The sequence below is a fragment of the Hymenobacter bucti genome (assembly GCF_042681145.1).
Lineage (GTDB): Bacteria > Bacteroidota > Bacteroidia > Cytophagales > Hymenobacteraceae > Hymenobacter > Hymenobacter bucti.
Genome location: NZ_JBHUFD010000001.1, coordinates 249,083 through 263,659, shown reverse-complemented (window position 1 = coordinate 263,659; position 14,577 = coordinate 249,083). Strand labels below are relative to the sequence as shown.

The 14,577-nt window shown below is 60.1% G+C and carries 13 protein-coding genes; 6 read left to right on the top strand and 7 right to left on the bottom strand.

The window, feature by feature from the left end:
* Positions 1-20: 20 nt before the first annotated feature.
* Positions 21-1,088, bottom strand: a complete 1,068-nt coding sequence (locus tag ACFSDX_RS01025) for a proline iminopeptidase-family hydrolase (RefSeq protein ID WP_382311242.1) — start codon at positions 1,086-1,088, stop codon at positions 21-23.
* A gap of 183 nt (positions 1,089-1,271) precedes the next feature.
* Complete coding sequence (locus tag ACFSDX_RS01020) at positions 1,272-1,448, bottom strand: hypothetical protein (RefSeq protein ID WP_198990630.1); 177 nt, start codon at positions 1,446-1,448, stop codon at positions 1,272-1,274.
* Between the two features lie 200 nt (positions 1,449-1,648).
* On the opposite strand from ACFSDX_RS01020, the gene fumC reads away from it, so the two are divergent.
* From fumC to ACFSDX_RS00995, 5 genes are all read left to right on the top strand, one after another.
* Positions 1,649-3,052, top strand: a complete 1,404-nt coding sequence (fumC, locus tag ACFSDX_RS01015; RefSeq protein ID WP_382311240.1) for a class II fumarate hydratase — start codon at positions 1,649-1,651, stop codon at positions 3,050-3,052.
* Between the two features lie 116 nt (positions 3,053-3,168).
* Positions 3,169-3,762 (top strand): GNAT family N-acetyltransferase, encoded by a 594-nt coding sequence (locus ACFSDX_RS01010; RefSeq protein ID WP_382311238.1) that lies wholly within the window; start codon positions 3,169-3,171, stop codon positions 3,760-3,762.
* The gene (locus ACFSDX_RS01005; protein ID WP_382311236.1) at positions 3,755-4,165 is read left to right on the top strand and encodes a diacylglycerol kinase family protein; all 411 of its coding nucleotides are present in this window, start codon (positions 3,755-3,757) and stop codon (positions 4,163-4,165) included. Before ACFSDX_RS01010 ends, ACFSDX_RS01005 begins: the two co-directional genes overlap by 8 nt.
* Positions 4,166-4,233: 68 nt before the next feature.
* Positions 4,234-4,695 (top strand): DUF6970 domain-containing protein, encoded by a 462-nt coding sequence (locus ACFSDX_RS01000; RefSeq protein ID WP_382311234.1) that lies wholly within the window; start codon positions 4,234-4,236, stop codon positions 4,693-4,695.
* 134 nt (positions 4,696-4,829) lie between these two features.
* Positions 4,830-5,321, top strand: coding sequence for a DinB family protein (locus ACFSDX_RS00995; RefSeq protein ID WP_382311232.1), 492 nt, complete (start codon positions 4,830-4,832; stop codon positions 5,319-5,321).
* 162 nt (positions 5,322-5,483) lie between these two features.
* Here ACFSDX_RS00995 and ACFSDX_RS00990 read toward each other — a convergent pair whose 3' ends face one another.
* From ACFSDX_RS00990 to ACFSDX_RS00980, 3 genes are all read right to left on the bottom strand, one after another.
* Positions 5,484-6,953 carry a TolC family protein gene (locus ACFSDX_RS00990; protein WP_382311230.1) on the bottom strand — a complete coding sequence of 490 codons (1,470 nt, stop codon included), beginning with the start codon at positions 6,951-6,953 and terminating at the stop codon, positions 5,484-5,486.
* Between the two features lie 159 nt (positions 6,954-7,112).
* Complete coding sequence (locus ACFSDX_RS00985; RefSeq protein WP_382311228.1) at positions 7,113-8,492, bottom strand: HlyD family secretion protein; 1,380 nt, start codon at positions 8,490-8,492, stop codon at positions 7,113-7,115.
* Complete coding sequence (locus ACFSDX_RS00980) at positions 8,485-9,507, bottom strand: ABC transporter transmembrane domain-containing protein (protein ID WP_382311226.1); 1,023 nt, start codon at positions 9,505-9,507, stop codon at positions 8,485-8,487. Before ACFSDX_RS00980 ends, ACFSDX_RS00985 begins: the two co-directional genes overlap by 8 nt.
* 298 nt (positions 9,508-9,805) lie before the next feature.
* Between ACFSDX_RS00980 and ACFSDX_RS00975 the strand changes: the two genes are divergently transcribed.
* Positions 9,806-10,417, top strand: coding sequence for a thioredoxin family protein (locus ACFSDX_RS00975; protein ID WP_382311224.1), 612 nt, complete (start codon positions 9,806-9,808; stop codon positions 10,415-10,417).
* An 85-nt stretch (positions 10,418-10,502) separates the two neighbouring features.
* Here the strand turns inward: ACFSDX_RS00975 and ACFSDX_RS00970 are convergent, their stop codons facing one another.
* Both ACFSDX_RS00970 and ACFSDX_RS00965 read right to left on the bottom strand, forming a co-directional pair.
* On the bottom strand, positions 10,503-11,351 hold the full coding sequence (locus tag ACFSDX_RS00970; RefSeq protein WP_382311222.1) for a DUF4382 domain-containing protein: 849 nt from the start codon (positions 11,349-11,351) through the stop codon (positions 10,503-10,505).
* A 105-nt stretch (positions 11,352-11,456) separates the two neighbouring features.
* A complete protein-coding gene (locus ACFSDX_RS00965) occupies positions 11,457-14,513 on the bottom strand; it encodes an AsmA family protein (protein WP_382311220.1) in 3,057 nt (1,018 codons plus the stop codon).
* Positions 14,514-14,577: the final 64 nt, after the last annotated feature.

Below are 14,577 nucleotides of genomic sequence, written 5' to 3'. Positions count from 1 at the left end.
CTAGTCACCTTCTCACCGCCTTACAGCTTCGTGCCGGGCTTGAAGGAGCCGTCATTCACTGCTTTGAGGAAGGTGATGAAGCCTTTCATGTAGGTCTGCTGGTCGTCATACATGGCCATGTGGCTGCCCTGGGGACAGGTAAGCGAGTTGCCGTTTTTGACCTGGGTGGCAATCCATTCCATGTGGGCGGGGTCCATAGTGTCGTACTTACCACCGATACTGAGCACGGGCACCGTCAGCCTAGGTAGGTCCTTGGTGCGGTCCCAGGTGGTGAGCTTGCCCGAGATACCGAACTCGCTGGGGCCCTGCATAGTCACGTAGAGCGATTGGTTAACCTTGCTCATGGCGCGGGTCACGGGCTCGGGATTGGGCACGATGCGGCACAGGTGCTGGGCGTAGAAGTTGGGCTCCAGCAAACCCATGTAGCGGGGGTTACCAAAATCCTTTTTGGCCTCAATCTGCCGGATTTCGGCCAGTACCTCGGGCTTTAGCTGCTTGGCCAGCACCTCGTCGGCGTAGCGGCCGTAGGCGGGGCAGCTCATCATCATGTTTGAAATGATGAGGCCCTTGAGGTTTTGCTGGTACTTAAAGGCGTACTCAGCGGCCAAAATGCCACCCCACGAATGCCCTAGGAGGTAAAAATTATCTTTGGTAAGGTGCAGCGCCTGGCGCACCTGCTCTACCTCTTCCACGTAGCGCGGCAGGCTCCACATGGCCGTGTCGCGGGGGTTGTCGGAGTTGCCACAGCCTAGCTGGTCGTAGTAGATAAACTCGATGCCCTCCTGTGGCAGAAAGCTCTCCATGCATTCGAAGTACTCGTGCGTGGCGCCGGGCCCTCCGTTGAGCAGCAGCACCTTAATTTTCGGATTATTGCCGAAGCGCTTGGTCCAGACGTTGAATTTGCCCTTGGGCGTCGTGATGGGAATAACCTCGACACCGCCCGTTTTTACGCCCGCTTCGGGCGCCGGGAAGTAGGTGGTAAGGCTAGGTCCGGCGGCGGCCGTGGTGGTAGCGCTGGACTGGCAGGCGGGCAGCGCGGCGGCCAGCAAGAGGCCAGCAGCGGCGCGGGCTAGGGTAACAAAAGACATAGGATAAGGCTGGGGCAGCACGGGTATTCGTACCGGCCCGCCAAGCTAGCGAGGATTTCAGAGAAGCTACTGAAAACGGCTTCCTCACCCACGAAGAAAGCATCTTGGTAAGGCCGAACGAGTTGTTCTGACCTCACCAAGATGCTTTCTTCGTCGGCATGACGGACGATTGGCAAGCGTTTGCTAGCCGCTGTAGCCGCCGCCGCTTTCGGGCTCGGTGGCACTGCCGCCGGCCTTATCGGGCGTGGGCAGCTCCGATTCGGTGTGGATTTCGAGGTGGCTGTAGTCGGGCACGCCGTCGCCTTGGACGGGTACGGGGGGCTCGGTGTGGGGGTCGGGGGTGGGCGTGGGCTCGTTCATTTGATAGGGTATGAGGGTGCGGGGGTAAGCGGGTAGGAGGTTATGGATACACCTACCAATAAGCTTTACGGAGCAAGCCGGCCGATGGCTGCCGGGCGGTGGGCAATAGCCTTACTTTTGCCTGCGCCGATGGCGTTGCTTTATCCGCAATGGCCGCGCCGCTTAACACCTCGCACCCTCTTACCCTCATACCCTATCACATGAGCCAGTTCCGCACCGAAAAAGATACCATGGGCCAAGTGCAAGTGCCCGCCGATGCCTACTGGGGCGCCCAAACCCAGCGCAGCATCGAGAACTTCCCCATTGCGCAGGACATCAATAAGATGCCGAAGGAAATCATCGCCGCCTTCGCCTATTTGAAAAAAGCCGCCGCCCTCACCAACCGCGACGCGGGCGTGCTCGATGCCGACAAGGCCGAGCTCATCGGCCGGGTGGCCGACGAGATTCTGGCGGGCCACCTCGCCGATGCCTTTCCGCTGGTGGTGTGGCAAACGGGCTCGGGCACGCAGAGCAATATGAACGTGAACGAGGTCATCGCCTACCGCGGCCACGTGCTGCACGGCGGCCTGCTGAGCGACGAGAAGAAGTTTTTGGCGCCCAACGACGACGTGAACAAGTCGCAGAGCTCCAACGATACCTTTCCGACGGCCATGCACATTGCGGCCTATAAAATCCTGGTCGAGCTAACCATTCCGGGCATCACGAAACTACGCGATACGCTGAAGAAAAAGTCGGAAGACTTCAAACACGTGGTTAAAATCGGCCGCACCCACTTCATGGATGCCACGCCGCTGACCCTAGGGCAGGAGTTTTCGGGCTACGTATCGCAGCTCGACCACGGCCTGCGCGCCATCAATAACACGCTGGCCCACCTTAGCGAGTTGGCCCTAGGTGGCACCGCCGTGGGCACCGGCATCAACACGCCTGCTGGCTACTCGGAGAACGTGGCCAAATACATTGCCGAGCTCACCGGCCTGCCCTTCGTCACGGCCGAAAACAAGTTTGAGGCCCTGGCCGCCCACGACGCCATCGTGGAAGCCCACGGCGCCCTCAAAACCGTAGCGGTGAGCCTGATGAAAATCGCCAACGATGTGCGGATGCTGAGCAGCGGCCCCCGCGCCGGCATCGGCGAAATCTCGATTCCCGACAACGAGCCGGGTTCCAGCATCATGCCGGGCAAAGTGAACCCCACGCAGTGCGAAGCCATGACGATGGTGTCGGCCCAAGTGATGGGCAACGACGTGGCCATCACGGTAGGCGGCAGCCTAGGGCACTTCGAGCTGAACGTGTTTAAGCCGGTCATGATTTACAACTTCCTGCACTCGGCCCGCCTGATTGGCGACGTGTGCGTGGCCTTCAACGACAAGTGCGCCGTGGGCATCGAGCCCATTTTGCCCAACATCAAGAAGCACGTCGATAGCAGCCTGATGCTGGTAACGGCCCTCAACCCGCACATCGGCTACTACAAGGCGGCCGAAATAGCACAGACGGCCCACAAAAACGGCTCGACGCTAAAGGAGACGGCCGTGCAGCTCGGCTACATCACACCCGAGGACTTCGACAAGTGGCTGAAGCCAGAGGATATGGTGGGCGAGATTAAGTAGTCTTTCAGACTTCTTCTGCTTGCTAGTTTTAAAAGCCGCTCGGCCTTGGTGCCGGGCGGCTTTTATTTTTCAGCATATTTGCAGCACCTGCTAGTCACCTTATCCCCTCCTAGGTCATGAGCTTCGACTTTTCCCGGCCCATTGTACTCGAAAATGCGCGTGTGCGCTTGCGCCCGCTCGAAACCACTGATTTTGAAGCCCTGAAGTCGGCGGCATTCGACTCCGACATCTGGCAGTTTACCCTCACCCGCGCCGACGATGCCGTGAGCCTAGCCGACTACCTAGCCACGGCCGTGCACGACCGCGAGGCGGGCCGGCGCTACGCGTTTGCCATCATCGACCGGGCCACGGGGCAGCTGGCGGGCAGCACCAGCTACTACAACCTGGTGCCCACCGACCAGCGCCTGAGCATCGGCTATACCTGGATAGGGCGCGAGTTTCAGGGCACGGGCCTCAACCGGGCGGCCAAGCACCTGCTGCTCAGCTACGCGTTTGAGCACCTAGGCTACGAGCGCGTGGAGCTCGAAACCGATTCGCGCAACCAGCAGTCGCAGCAGGCCATGCGCCGCATGGGTGCCACCGAGGAGGGCACCCTGCGGCGGCACCGCCTCACGCAGGGCGGTATTCGGCGCGACACTGTCATTTTCAGCATCATCCGGCCCGAGTGGGAAGGCTTGCGGCAGACTGTTTTTCGGGAGTACCATGCGTGAGGCCGATGCCCCGGCGCCCTACGTGCCGCCCGCGCCGCGCGGCCTGCTGCGGCGCCGGGCGGCCAGTTTTGGGCACGCCTTTCGGGGCGTGGCCGTGGCCCTGCGCTCCGAGCTGCACTTGCAGTTTCATGCGGTGGCCACGGTGCTAGCGCTGGGCCTGGGCTACTACTGCCACCTAGGTGCCACCGAATGGGCCCTAGTGGCGCTGGCCATCACTAGCGTGTGGGCGGCCGAGCTGTTCAACACCGCCATTGAAACTCTCACCGACCTGGCTTCGCCCGGCTACCACCCGCTGGCCGGCAAGGCCAAGGACGTGGCGGCCGGGGCAGTGCTGCTGGCGGCCCTGGGGGCCGTGCTAGTGGGCAGCTTAGTGTTTGGTCCCCGGCTGTGGGAGATGCTGTAGCGCTAACTTTTGGGGCTGTTTGGCGTAAGATGAAGCACTTTATGCGTGCTCTTCTACCTCTCTCCACCATGCGTCGTTCGCTCCTCTCCTTTACCGCGCTGGCGCTGCTCCTAGGGGCGTGCCAGCAAGATGTAGTGGTCAATACCCCCACTACCCCGCCCTCCGAGGGCTTCGTGCGCAACGCTGACACGCCCGCTCCTACTAGCACCAACACGGTGGATGCCCTGCCCGCCCGCGACATGCGCGTAGACAGCACCGCCCGGCCGCTGTGGCTGCGGCAGCGCATCCAGCGCATTCTGGCCACGCGCAAGCGCAACCCCACCATTCGCATCATGCGCTACCAGTACGGTGGCGAAACGGTGTACTACGAGTCGGCCCCGTGCTGCGACCAGCAATCAACCGTGTACGATACCGAAGGGAAGGTGGTCTGCCACCCCGAAGGCGGCATCACGGGCAAGGGCGACGGCCAGTGCGCCAACTTCGATAAGCGCAAAACCAACGAGCTGCTGGTGTGGCAAGACCCACGCTGATTGAGAGTTATGAGTTATAAGTTAGGGATTATGAGTTTGAGTGCGTGGGATGGCCGTCTGAGCCATCCGTAGCTTTGACCCATGAGTCTGCTTTGCCAACTCATAATTCCTAATTTTTAACTCATAACTACCTCATGATTAACACGATTGCCAAGCTTGGCGTTTTCAACGTGTGGGCCAACGAAACCCTGCTACGCCGCCTCGATTCATCGGTGGCGGCCGGCAAGGAGGCGCCGCAGCCCGCGCTGCGCATTTTCAGCCACGTTATCAATGCCCAAGCCATCTGGATTGCGCGCCTCACGGGCACCCAAAGCCCGCTGAAGGTGTGGCAGGAGCACGACCTCGCCGGCCTGCACCACTGGCACGAGCAAACTTCGCAGCGCTTTGCTGAGCTGTGCGCTACCACCGATGAGGCAGAACTGACCCGCCACATCCAGTACAGCAACTCGCAGGGCGACGCCTTCGATTCGCAGGTGAGCGACGTACTGACCCACTGCGTAGTCCACGCCAGCTACCACCGCGGCCAGGTAGCCGTGAAGATGCGCGAAGCGGGCCTGGAGCCGGTCAACTCCGACTTCATCACATACTGCCGCGAGGTAAGCGGCCAAGTTCAACCGCAGATTTAACTGATTTAACGGATTGCGCAGATACGCCCGCCTGCGGCGGGCTGACTAGGCTAGCGCAGGAGTGGCTTCGCCAGCTCTTTTTACAAGCTAGCCGAAGGCTGCTCTGCGCTAGCCTAGTCAGCCCGCCGCAGGCGGGCGTATCTGCGCAATCCGTTAAATCAGTTAAATCTGCGATACTGAGCGGGTGCCGGCGTAGTAGTAGAGTTCGGCTCTGGCCTTCTCGTAACTCGAGCGGAGGCTTTCCTGCTTGATGCGCAGCTCAATGAGCTTGCTTTCGCGGGCGTTGATGAGGAAAATGGTGCTTTCACCCAGCTCAAACTTGGCTAGCTCGGCGAGTAGCAGGATGCGCTGGTTTTTGATGGTCTGGGCTTGCAATGCCAGCTGGTACTGGTAGGCTTTGAGCGTGTTGTAGACCGTGTTTACCTGCGTGCCGATAGTGCGCTGGCTCTGCTGCTGCTCTAGGGCATTCTCCTTGAGCTGAATGCGGGCGTACTGAAGCTTGCCACGCTCGGCGCGGAGAAAGAGCGGGAAAGCAAAATCGACGGCCACCTTGTGGTTGTCTAGGCCCAGGCCGTAGTAGCTGGGCACCTCGCTTTGATAAAAATTACCCTGCGTGATGAGTGTGCCACTCACGTTGATTTTGGGCTTCAGCATCTCGCGGCGGTAGCGCTCCTCAATGCCGAGCTGCACGTTTTTGGCGCTCAGCTTCAGCAAGGTGGGGTGGTTGCTGGCGGCCTGCTCGGCCAGGCGCTGATACTCGGCGCGGGTTACGGTGTCGCGGGCGGGAGTTTGGGGGGCGGCGTAGGTGGGTAGCTCCACGGGTTGGCCATCTTTGTTCCAGAGGTGGTTGGAAAGCACCAGGCGCGCGTTTTGCAGCTCCACGAGCAACTGCGCGCCTTGCACTTGGCGGTCCTGCACGGTTATCTGGGCCTCTACCGAGTCTATCGGGGCTTGGTCACCGATTTGGGCACGGCGGGCGGTGGCCTGGAAGCGCCGGTCGGCCAGGGCCACGCCTTCGCGGATGAGCTGGTTTTGCTGGAAGGAATAGTACCAGTTCCAGTAGTCTTTGGCAGCTTGCAGCCACACTTCGTTTATCTGCTTCACGCGGTCGGCCTCGGCGGCGGCTTGCAGGGCTTTGGCCTGGCGCAGGGTGCTGCGCCGCGCATCGATGAGCAGGCCCGCCCCGAGGGGCACTGAAATACCCACGCCCGCCAAGCCGTTGAGCGGCGTGCGGTTTTCGGGGTTCACGTAGGTGCCCGCGTAGCGGTCGTAGGTGGCTTTCAGGTCGATGCCGCCGGGCCAAAGAGGCACCTTCAGCTCATTGTGCCAATTATTATAATAGTCGGTGCCGCCGAACTGCTTGCGGTGAAAATCAGACCCTAGTTTGGGGTCGAAGCCGCCACGGGCCTGCACCACCTGGCTGCGGGCCTCGTCGCTGAGCAGGGCTGCCTGCTTCACAATGGGATGGTTGGCAAAAACCAAGTCGGCCAGGTCTTGCAGCGAAAACACCTTGGCCGTGTCAGCGGGCCGGATTTCATCGAGCTGTAAGGTCTGGAGCGGGGCGTGCTCCAAGCCCGAGCGGCGGGCCGGCAGCTTGGGGTCCTGGGCCAGGGCCGGGATGGCCAGCAGCAATAGAACTGCCGTTGCGCGGGCTCTATAGTCCGCGTTTCCAAAGGCGCGTGCGCTGTAACCTAGGCTACCTGGCGAGCACACGCGAACTACGAAGTCCGCGCAACTGCGGGCCAGCCAATTAACGGTTTTTAACAAGAAAAAAAACAGGGGCATAAGCGGCTATTTGTCGGCTTTGCCGGATTCAGCTTTGGTAGGGGTTACGTTAGGTTCTTTGCTTAGGGTGGGCGGGAAGCCGTTGAGCTGCCGCCAGATTTCGTACCACACGGGCACCGTATCCAGGATAACCCAGCCCTGCACGCCCGAGCCCAGGCGCAATTGCTTAGGCCAGGGCTGGTCGCCGGGCAGGGGCTGGGTGGGGCGCACCAGCAGGCGGTACTTGCCGCCGGGGCTGTTGACCACGTCTATCACCGTGACCTCGCCGCCGAAAGTGCCCACCGCCGCCGAGGGCCAGCCCGAAAACTGGATGGCCGGAAACCCCTCGAACTGCAGGCGCACCGTGCGCCCGCGCTGAATGAGCGGCACATCCATGGCCCGCACGTAGACCTCGGCCGCCAGCGCCGGCGCCTCGGGCTGCAAGGTGGCAATGGATTCGCCCTCTTTTATCGTCTCGCCGATACCGGCTTTCAGAGCTCGCACGATGTAGCCGGTCTGGGGGGCGCGCACCACGTAGAGGCCGCGGCGCACCTGCACGTTGGCAATTTTATTGCGGGTGGCGGCTACCTCGCCTTCGTAGCTCACGCGGCTCGACACGGCCGTGCTACGGTCAGAGTTGGCTTTCGCCAAATCCTGGCCATACTTGGCGCGCAGGTTGGCCAGCTCGATGCGCGCATTAGCCAGGTTTTGGATGCTGCTGGCCACCTTATTGCGCTGCGAAGTCACCTTGGCTAAGTCTTCTTGCAGCTTGAGGCGGCGCGTTTCGATGTCGGTGAGCGAAAATAGGCCGTTTTTGTAGCCCTCCTCGTAGCGCAGCAGCCGGGCGCGCGACGTTTCGTAGAACCGGGTAATGGCCACCAGGTCGGCCCGGTCGCTGTTGAGGTAGTTCTGGGCCTGCTCCACCTTGTTTTGCGCCGATTGCAGCTGCACTTCCAGCGTGGTGCGCAGGGCTACTATCTGCTGGTCAGTAGCGTCGATTTTATTCTGGTAGGCCACTACGCTACCCTGCTTGGCAGCCAGCTGCTCGCGCAAGCGCTGAATCATGTTGGGGTCGAAGTACTCGTCCTTCACCTCCGAAAGCATGAGCAGCGTATCGCCTTTGCGCACCAGCTGGCCCTCGCGCACGTTCCAGTGCTCAATGCGGCCCGCTATCTGATTCTGAATATTTTGCGGACGCTCTTCGGGCGAAAGAGCCGTGAGCGTGCCGAAACCCTCAATGGTCTGGCGCCAGGGCAAAAACAGAATAACCAGGAACACCAAGCCGATAACCAGCAGGATGCGGCCCATTTTGCGGCTGGCGTAGGTGCGCAGCAACTCGGGGCGCGACTGCCGCGGCACATGCTGCCACACTTCCTCTATAACACTCTGATTAGATATATTAAGCATTCTCGAAGGCAATGGAATTCTTGTGCTCGTCCATGGGCAGGTCGGTCACGACGGCCACTTTCTCCACGGCCGTCAGCACGTCGAAGATGGTATTGATGCTGGTCATCAGCTTTTCTATCGAGCCGCTAATCATCACGATGAGCACCTCGGCAGCCACAAACTGCCCTAGGGTCATCTGGCGCGACACCACGAAGAGCGTACCCGCAATCAACAAGCCCGCCGTGAGGATGGTGCGCAGCGCAATGCCGTAGCTGTAATACGACTTGAGAATCCGGAAGTGGGCGTTGCGGGCGTGCAGGTACTCGGAGGTCAGCTCGTCGGCGCGGGCCAGAGTTTTGTGTTCCTCCTTGTCGTCGCCGCGTACCTCGTCGAGGCGGCCGGCTACTTCCTCCAGCCAGGCCACTAGCTCGTATTTATAAGCTGATTCTTCGATGCTTGTGCGCAGCGCCTGCCGGTAATTGAGCATGTACACAAACCCCAGCGCCAGGATAGTAAACAGCCCGAACCCGATGAAAATGGGGTGATAAAAGGAGAGCACAATCACGCCCATCAAAATCTGGAGCACCGCGAACATGACATCGACCAGCAGCTTAGTAAGACCTTTCTGGATGGTCAGGATGTCAAAAAAGCGGTTGACCAGCTCCCTAGGGTCCTGACCTTCCAGCGCCTCGGGCTTGATGCGCGGCAGCCGGTAGGCGTATTCAATGGCGGCTTTGGCAAAAATGCGCTGCTCGATGGCTTCGACCAGCGTAATCTGGCCCACTAGCAAAATGCCGCCCAGCAGCACACCGCCCACCACCACGGCCACCAGGATGTAGGTAGAACTGAACACGGCCCCGGTCGAAACCAGGTTGAACACGGCCTGCGTGCCCAGCGGCAAAGACAGGCTGATGAGGCCCGTGAGCACGGCGTAGAAAACGATATAGCGGATAGTGGGGCGCTCGGTGTCGAGCAGGCGGGTGAGGCGCTGCCAGGGAGTGGGCGGCGGCAAGCCAGCCGTAGCGTGATGGGCCATAGAGGAAGCTAGGGGTACTTAAGTAGGGAGCAGAAAAAATGCTTCGAATGCGAAGCAGGAGCCAGTAAGCTAAATGAACGAATGATGAATTTTGTTGCAAATTTATCACAAACACTCTACTAACAAGCATTTCTTGCGGCTCTGCCCGGCGCAACAAGACATTGTACGGGCCAGCTAAGCTGGCAGTTGGCTAGGCTTACTGCTCAGGTGTATTTAATTGGCCCCGGCCCGGCGGCCGGGGCGGGCCAACTTCTGGCCGCGCGGTAGGTATAGCTTACCTATCCTTTTGCTTCGTTTCATGCCCGCCTCCCCCACGCCCATACTCACGGCCGAGCAGCTCGCTACCGGCCTCCCCTACCCCGCCTACCGCCAGCACGTTGCCGAGGTGATGGCCACCCCACAGCCCGACGAGCAGCTCGCCAAAATGCTGCCCCACTACCAAACCGCCGTGGCCCAGATGGACCGCGTGGCGCCCACCATTACGCTGCTGCCCGAACTGCGGGCGGCCCTAGGTCAGCTCAGCGGGCGCTACCTCTGGGCCATCATCACGGAGGGCTGGTGCGGCGACGCTTCGCACACGGTGCCCGTGATTGAGGCGGTGGCCCAAGCTAGCGGCGGCCACCTGGAAACGCGCCACTTCCTGCGCGACTCGCACCCCGACCTCATCGACCGCTACCTCACCAATGGTGGCCGGGCCATCCCGATTGCGGTGGTGCTGCACGCCGACACCCTCACCGAAGCCGGCGTGTGGGGCCCGCGCCCCGCTCCGCTGCAAGCCATTCATCAAGAAATGAAAGCGCGCGAAGTACCTTTTAAAGAGGTGATAGTCACGGTAAATAATTGGTACGACCAGGACGCCACCGGCACCACGCAGCACGAGCTGCTGGCGCTGGTGCAGGGGTTGAAGTAGAAAGCACCAGACCAAAAAGCGGGTCATTTTCCACTGGAAAATGACCCGCTTTTTGGTCTGGTGCTTTGCTAAGCGCTTCGGCCAGTTAATTCAGTGGCGTGGCACCTAGGTCGGTTGCCTGGTCGTTGGTGACGGTGATGTTGGAGCGCACCACGTTCCTATAAGCTGGCTGGCCGGTGGGGGCGGCCACGCTCGGAAAGAACTGCACCTGATACGTGCCGGCCGGCAAGGCGTTGAGCTGGAAGGCGCCCGACGCATCGGCAAATGTGCTGACCGTATCGGGCCCCACGATAGACGAGCGGATGGCGAGCACCTGCGGCCGGGCGGCGGCCGGGTTCACGGTACCGCGCAGCCCCCCTTTGAGGCTCTGCGCCACCAGCCGAATCACGGGCTTCAGCAGGTAGCGCTCCTTTTTGTCATTACCAGCCCGCCAGTTGCCCCGCTCCACAATGGACTTGGCCACGTCAAAATCGAGCAGCAGCTGATAGGTGGCGTTGGCTTGCAGCGTCACGTTGTCGAGCTTGAGCTTGACGCCGGAAGTCTGGCCGCTAGGCGTTTTGAGGTCGTACTGCTGGTTATCGGTACCCACCACGTAGCTGTTGGGCCCCAGCACCAGCCGGATTTCCTTGAGGTCGCCGGGGGCAAAATCGGTATTTACCAGCAGCGCCGACTTGCCATTGACGTAGTCGAGCACGTTCACCGCCTGGGGCGTGAAAGCCAACGTTTGCCAGCCAGCGGGGTCGCTAGCTTCCTTGAGGTGCACCTCCACCTGGCGCACGTCGAGCACCACCGCGCTAAAATTACCGGGGGCATCCGTTAAGCGCACTTCCAGCTTGGCAGCGGTGCCGCTGGCACTGTCTGATTCGTTTTTTGAGCAGCCCGCTAATCCTAGTAAAGCCGCGCCGGCCAGCCCTAGAAGACGATAGTTTTGCATAAAATTGCTAATAGAAATAAGGAAAAGAATGGATTAAAAAAAGCCCAGCCCCCGAATCGGGAGCTGGGCTTTAAATGAGCAAAAACGCTGCCAGTGACCTCAACGCTAGGGCGTCGCTTTCTTGGTCGTGTCAGCGGGCGTTGGGGCGGGCGCGGCAGTCGGCGTAGCCTTGCGCCCCCCGCCAAACAAGCTGTTCAGGCCTTTGCCGATGGCTTGCTTGGCCTTTTCTTGCGCCTCCAATTTGCGCTTCTGAATCTCTAAGTTCAGCTGCTCCTGGGCGTTTTGCTGCGTAACGGCGGTGGCTTTTTGGGTGCTGTCGGTTTTCGCCCGGTTCTTGTTGGCGAGGTCGAGCAGGGTGCTGGTGAGCTTGGTTTTCACCACGTTGGTCACGATGGTTTTACCCTGGTCCTTGAGGCTGCCGCTGGTCAGCTTCACCACCGGGCTGGTCATATTGCCGCCAATGTTGAGGCCCAGCGTCACGCGGTCGGTGCCCTGGATGTTCTGCACGCCCGTCAACTGCGTGAGCTTGTTGCTAACGGCGCTGCCGAGCTTACCGGTGGGCGCGTTGATGGCGGCCACGTAGGACAGGATGCCTGCCAGGCTGTTGGTGCCCCCCAGGGTCATTTTTACGTCGCCCACCGTCAGGTCGAAGGGCTGCACCACGAGGTTGCCATTTACGATTTGAGCGTTCACAATCTTGTTAAGCACTTGCAGGTTTTTGAGTTCGGGCAAGGTCGTCAGGCTCGAAATCTGCGAGAGCACCGGCGACTGCAACACGCTGGCCTTCACGATATCAAACAATCCCTTGCCGCTCAGCGTGCTCAGCTTGGGCAGCATGTCCTGGCCCATCTCACCGCTCACGCTGAAGTTGGTACCGAATACGCCCTGCACCGTCGAGGCCAGCGGCACCAGCGCCTTCACTGTGTTAAAGGCTTTGAAAGCGTTCTGGAAATCGAGGTTCTTAATGTTCAGCCCCAGGTCAAACTTGGGATGCGCCAAATCCTGGGTGTTATAGCTGCCGGTGGTACCAAAAGTGGCCCCTAGGGTATTAAAGGTGAGATTATTGAGGGTAGCCACCTCATTCTTCACCGCTACGGTGCCGGTGGCGTTGGTCAGCTTCAGGTTGTCGTAGGTCACGTTATCGACCTTGCTGTTCAGTACCAGGTCGAAGAATTTGGGTATCGGCACCACGCCATCGGCCTTGGCGGGGGCGGCCTTCACGGCGCCGGCGGTGGGCTTCTCGCTCACCGGGTCCACCATAAACTCGTTCACGTTGAAGTTGTGCGAGGTCACGTTCATTGTGCCCTTCAGGGCCTGGCCGGGCGTGAAGAGGTACCCTAGGTAGTTGCTCACGGTGCCATTGGCCGCGAAGTCGGAGCTGCCAGCTGTGCCGTTCAGGCTCTGAATATTAATCTGGTTGTTGTTGAACGTGCCGGCTGCGCTGCTGATTTTTACGCCCTGCGGCAGATCCTTGCTCCGGTAGGTAATGTTGCTGGCCTTCACGGCGCCGCTGGCTTTCACGTTTTGGTAGCGGCCGGCCTGCACGTCGGCCATGTTGCCAGCGGCGGCGAGGTCGCCCGATACGCGGCCGGTCACGGTCATGCCTTCGAGCGGGAAGATTTTGGTGATTTTGGTCAGGTCCACCGTGCCCTTCACGTTGGCGTCGAAGATGGGCGAATTGATGTTGTGCGCCGTGAGGCGGCCGTCGAGCGGCTCGCCCTCCAACACCATGTGAAACTGCGGCAAGTTCACGTAGGTATCGTTCACCTGGCCGGTCGTGTTCACCACCGTACCGCTCAGGTTGATGTCCTCAATCGGCGCCGGAAACTGGTTCGACTTCACGTAGCCGTTGGTCATCTTGATGGCGGCGTTCACCACTGGCATCTGGGTTTTTGAGTAGGTGCCCTTGGCCGTGGCATCCACGAAAAACTGGCCGCGCATGTTTACGCCGGCCACCGGGTACACTTTCAGCGCCTCGGCCAGGTTCACGTTGGCTTTCACGCGGCCATCTACCTTCATCGGCTCCAAACCGTCGATAGTCACGTTGCCATCCACCGGGTCGTTGCCAAGGTCGAGATGAAATTTTGACACGTTGACTTTCACATTATTAGTGAAGCCCGAGGGGTTGTCCACCACCATCGCCACGTTGATATTCTTGGCCTCGCGGGGCAGCTGCGGGTATTTGAAGCGGGCGTTGGTCACGGTCAGGTTCACGCCGTAGCCGGGCATCCGCAGCTGGTTTTGCACGCCCTTGTAGTAGCCGTTAAAGGCGACTTGACCGCTAGCCTGCACGTCCTTAAACTGCGCATTAAACACGCCCGGCACCAGGCTCAGGATATTTTTAAAGTCGGTTTGCAGCGCCTTAAAGGTGATGTCATAGGTAATATCCGTGGCATTGGGCAGCCCCACCGCACCCGCGAAGCTGAACGGAAAGTCATTCAGCTTCACCTGGTTTTCCTTGAAGGTGTACAAGCTCTTGCCCAGGTCCATGTTCATGGCAATGTCGGCATCTACCTGCTTGTCGGTCAAGTAGTCCACGCCAGCGTAGTTGGCCGTGAGCTTGGCAATTTTGGTGTTCGAGGTCAGGTCGAAAATGTTCTTCGCAAAGTCGCCCTTGCCGGTGTGGTTGATGCCACGCGCATCCATGCTGAATGGGATGCTGCGGTCGTCGTAGCGCAGGCGGCCGTTCGTGATTTCCCAGCCCCGGATGGCGAGGTTCACGGCGCTGGTGTCTTGGCCCTTGGCGGCAGCGGCCGAATCAGAAATCATGATATCCCAGTTGGCGCGGCCGCTTTTCAGCACTTTCACCGCGATGTCAGGCTGGTCGAGGTTCACGCTCTTAATGTCAATCTGCTGGCCCTTGATGACGCTCATCAAATCCAGGCCCACCCGCAGCCGGGGCAAATACGCCAGCGTGTCGCGGCTAAACGAATCGACGCCAATCACGCGCAAGTTCTTGATATCCAGCCCTAGATCGGGAAACGTGCTGAGCAGCGTCACGTCGATGTCGGCGGGGTTGTACTGCACTTTGGCGCGCACGCGCTGGGCTATTTGCTTATCGGCCAGCGCCCGCAGCTTGTCTTTGAAAAGAAAGGGCGCCAGCGCGGCCGCCGCCACCAGCACCACCAGAAACAGCAGAAAACCAAGCAGAATTTTTCGCATCAGGAAGAGGTAATAAGTGGACCGGGGCAAAAGTAACCGCTCAGCCAATTACGGCTAAACGCGA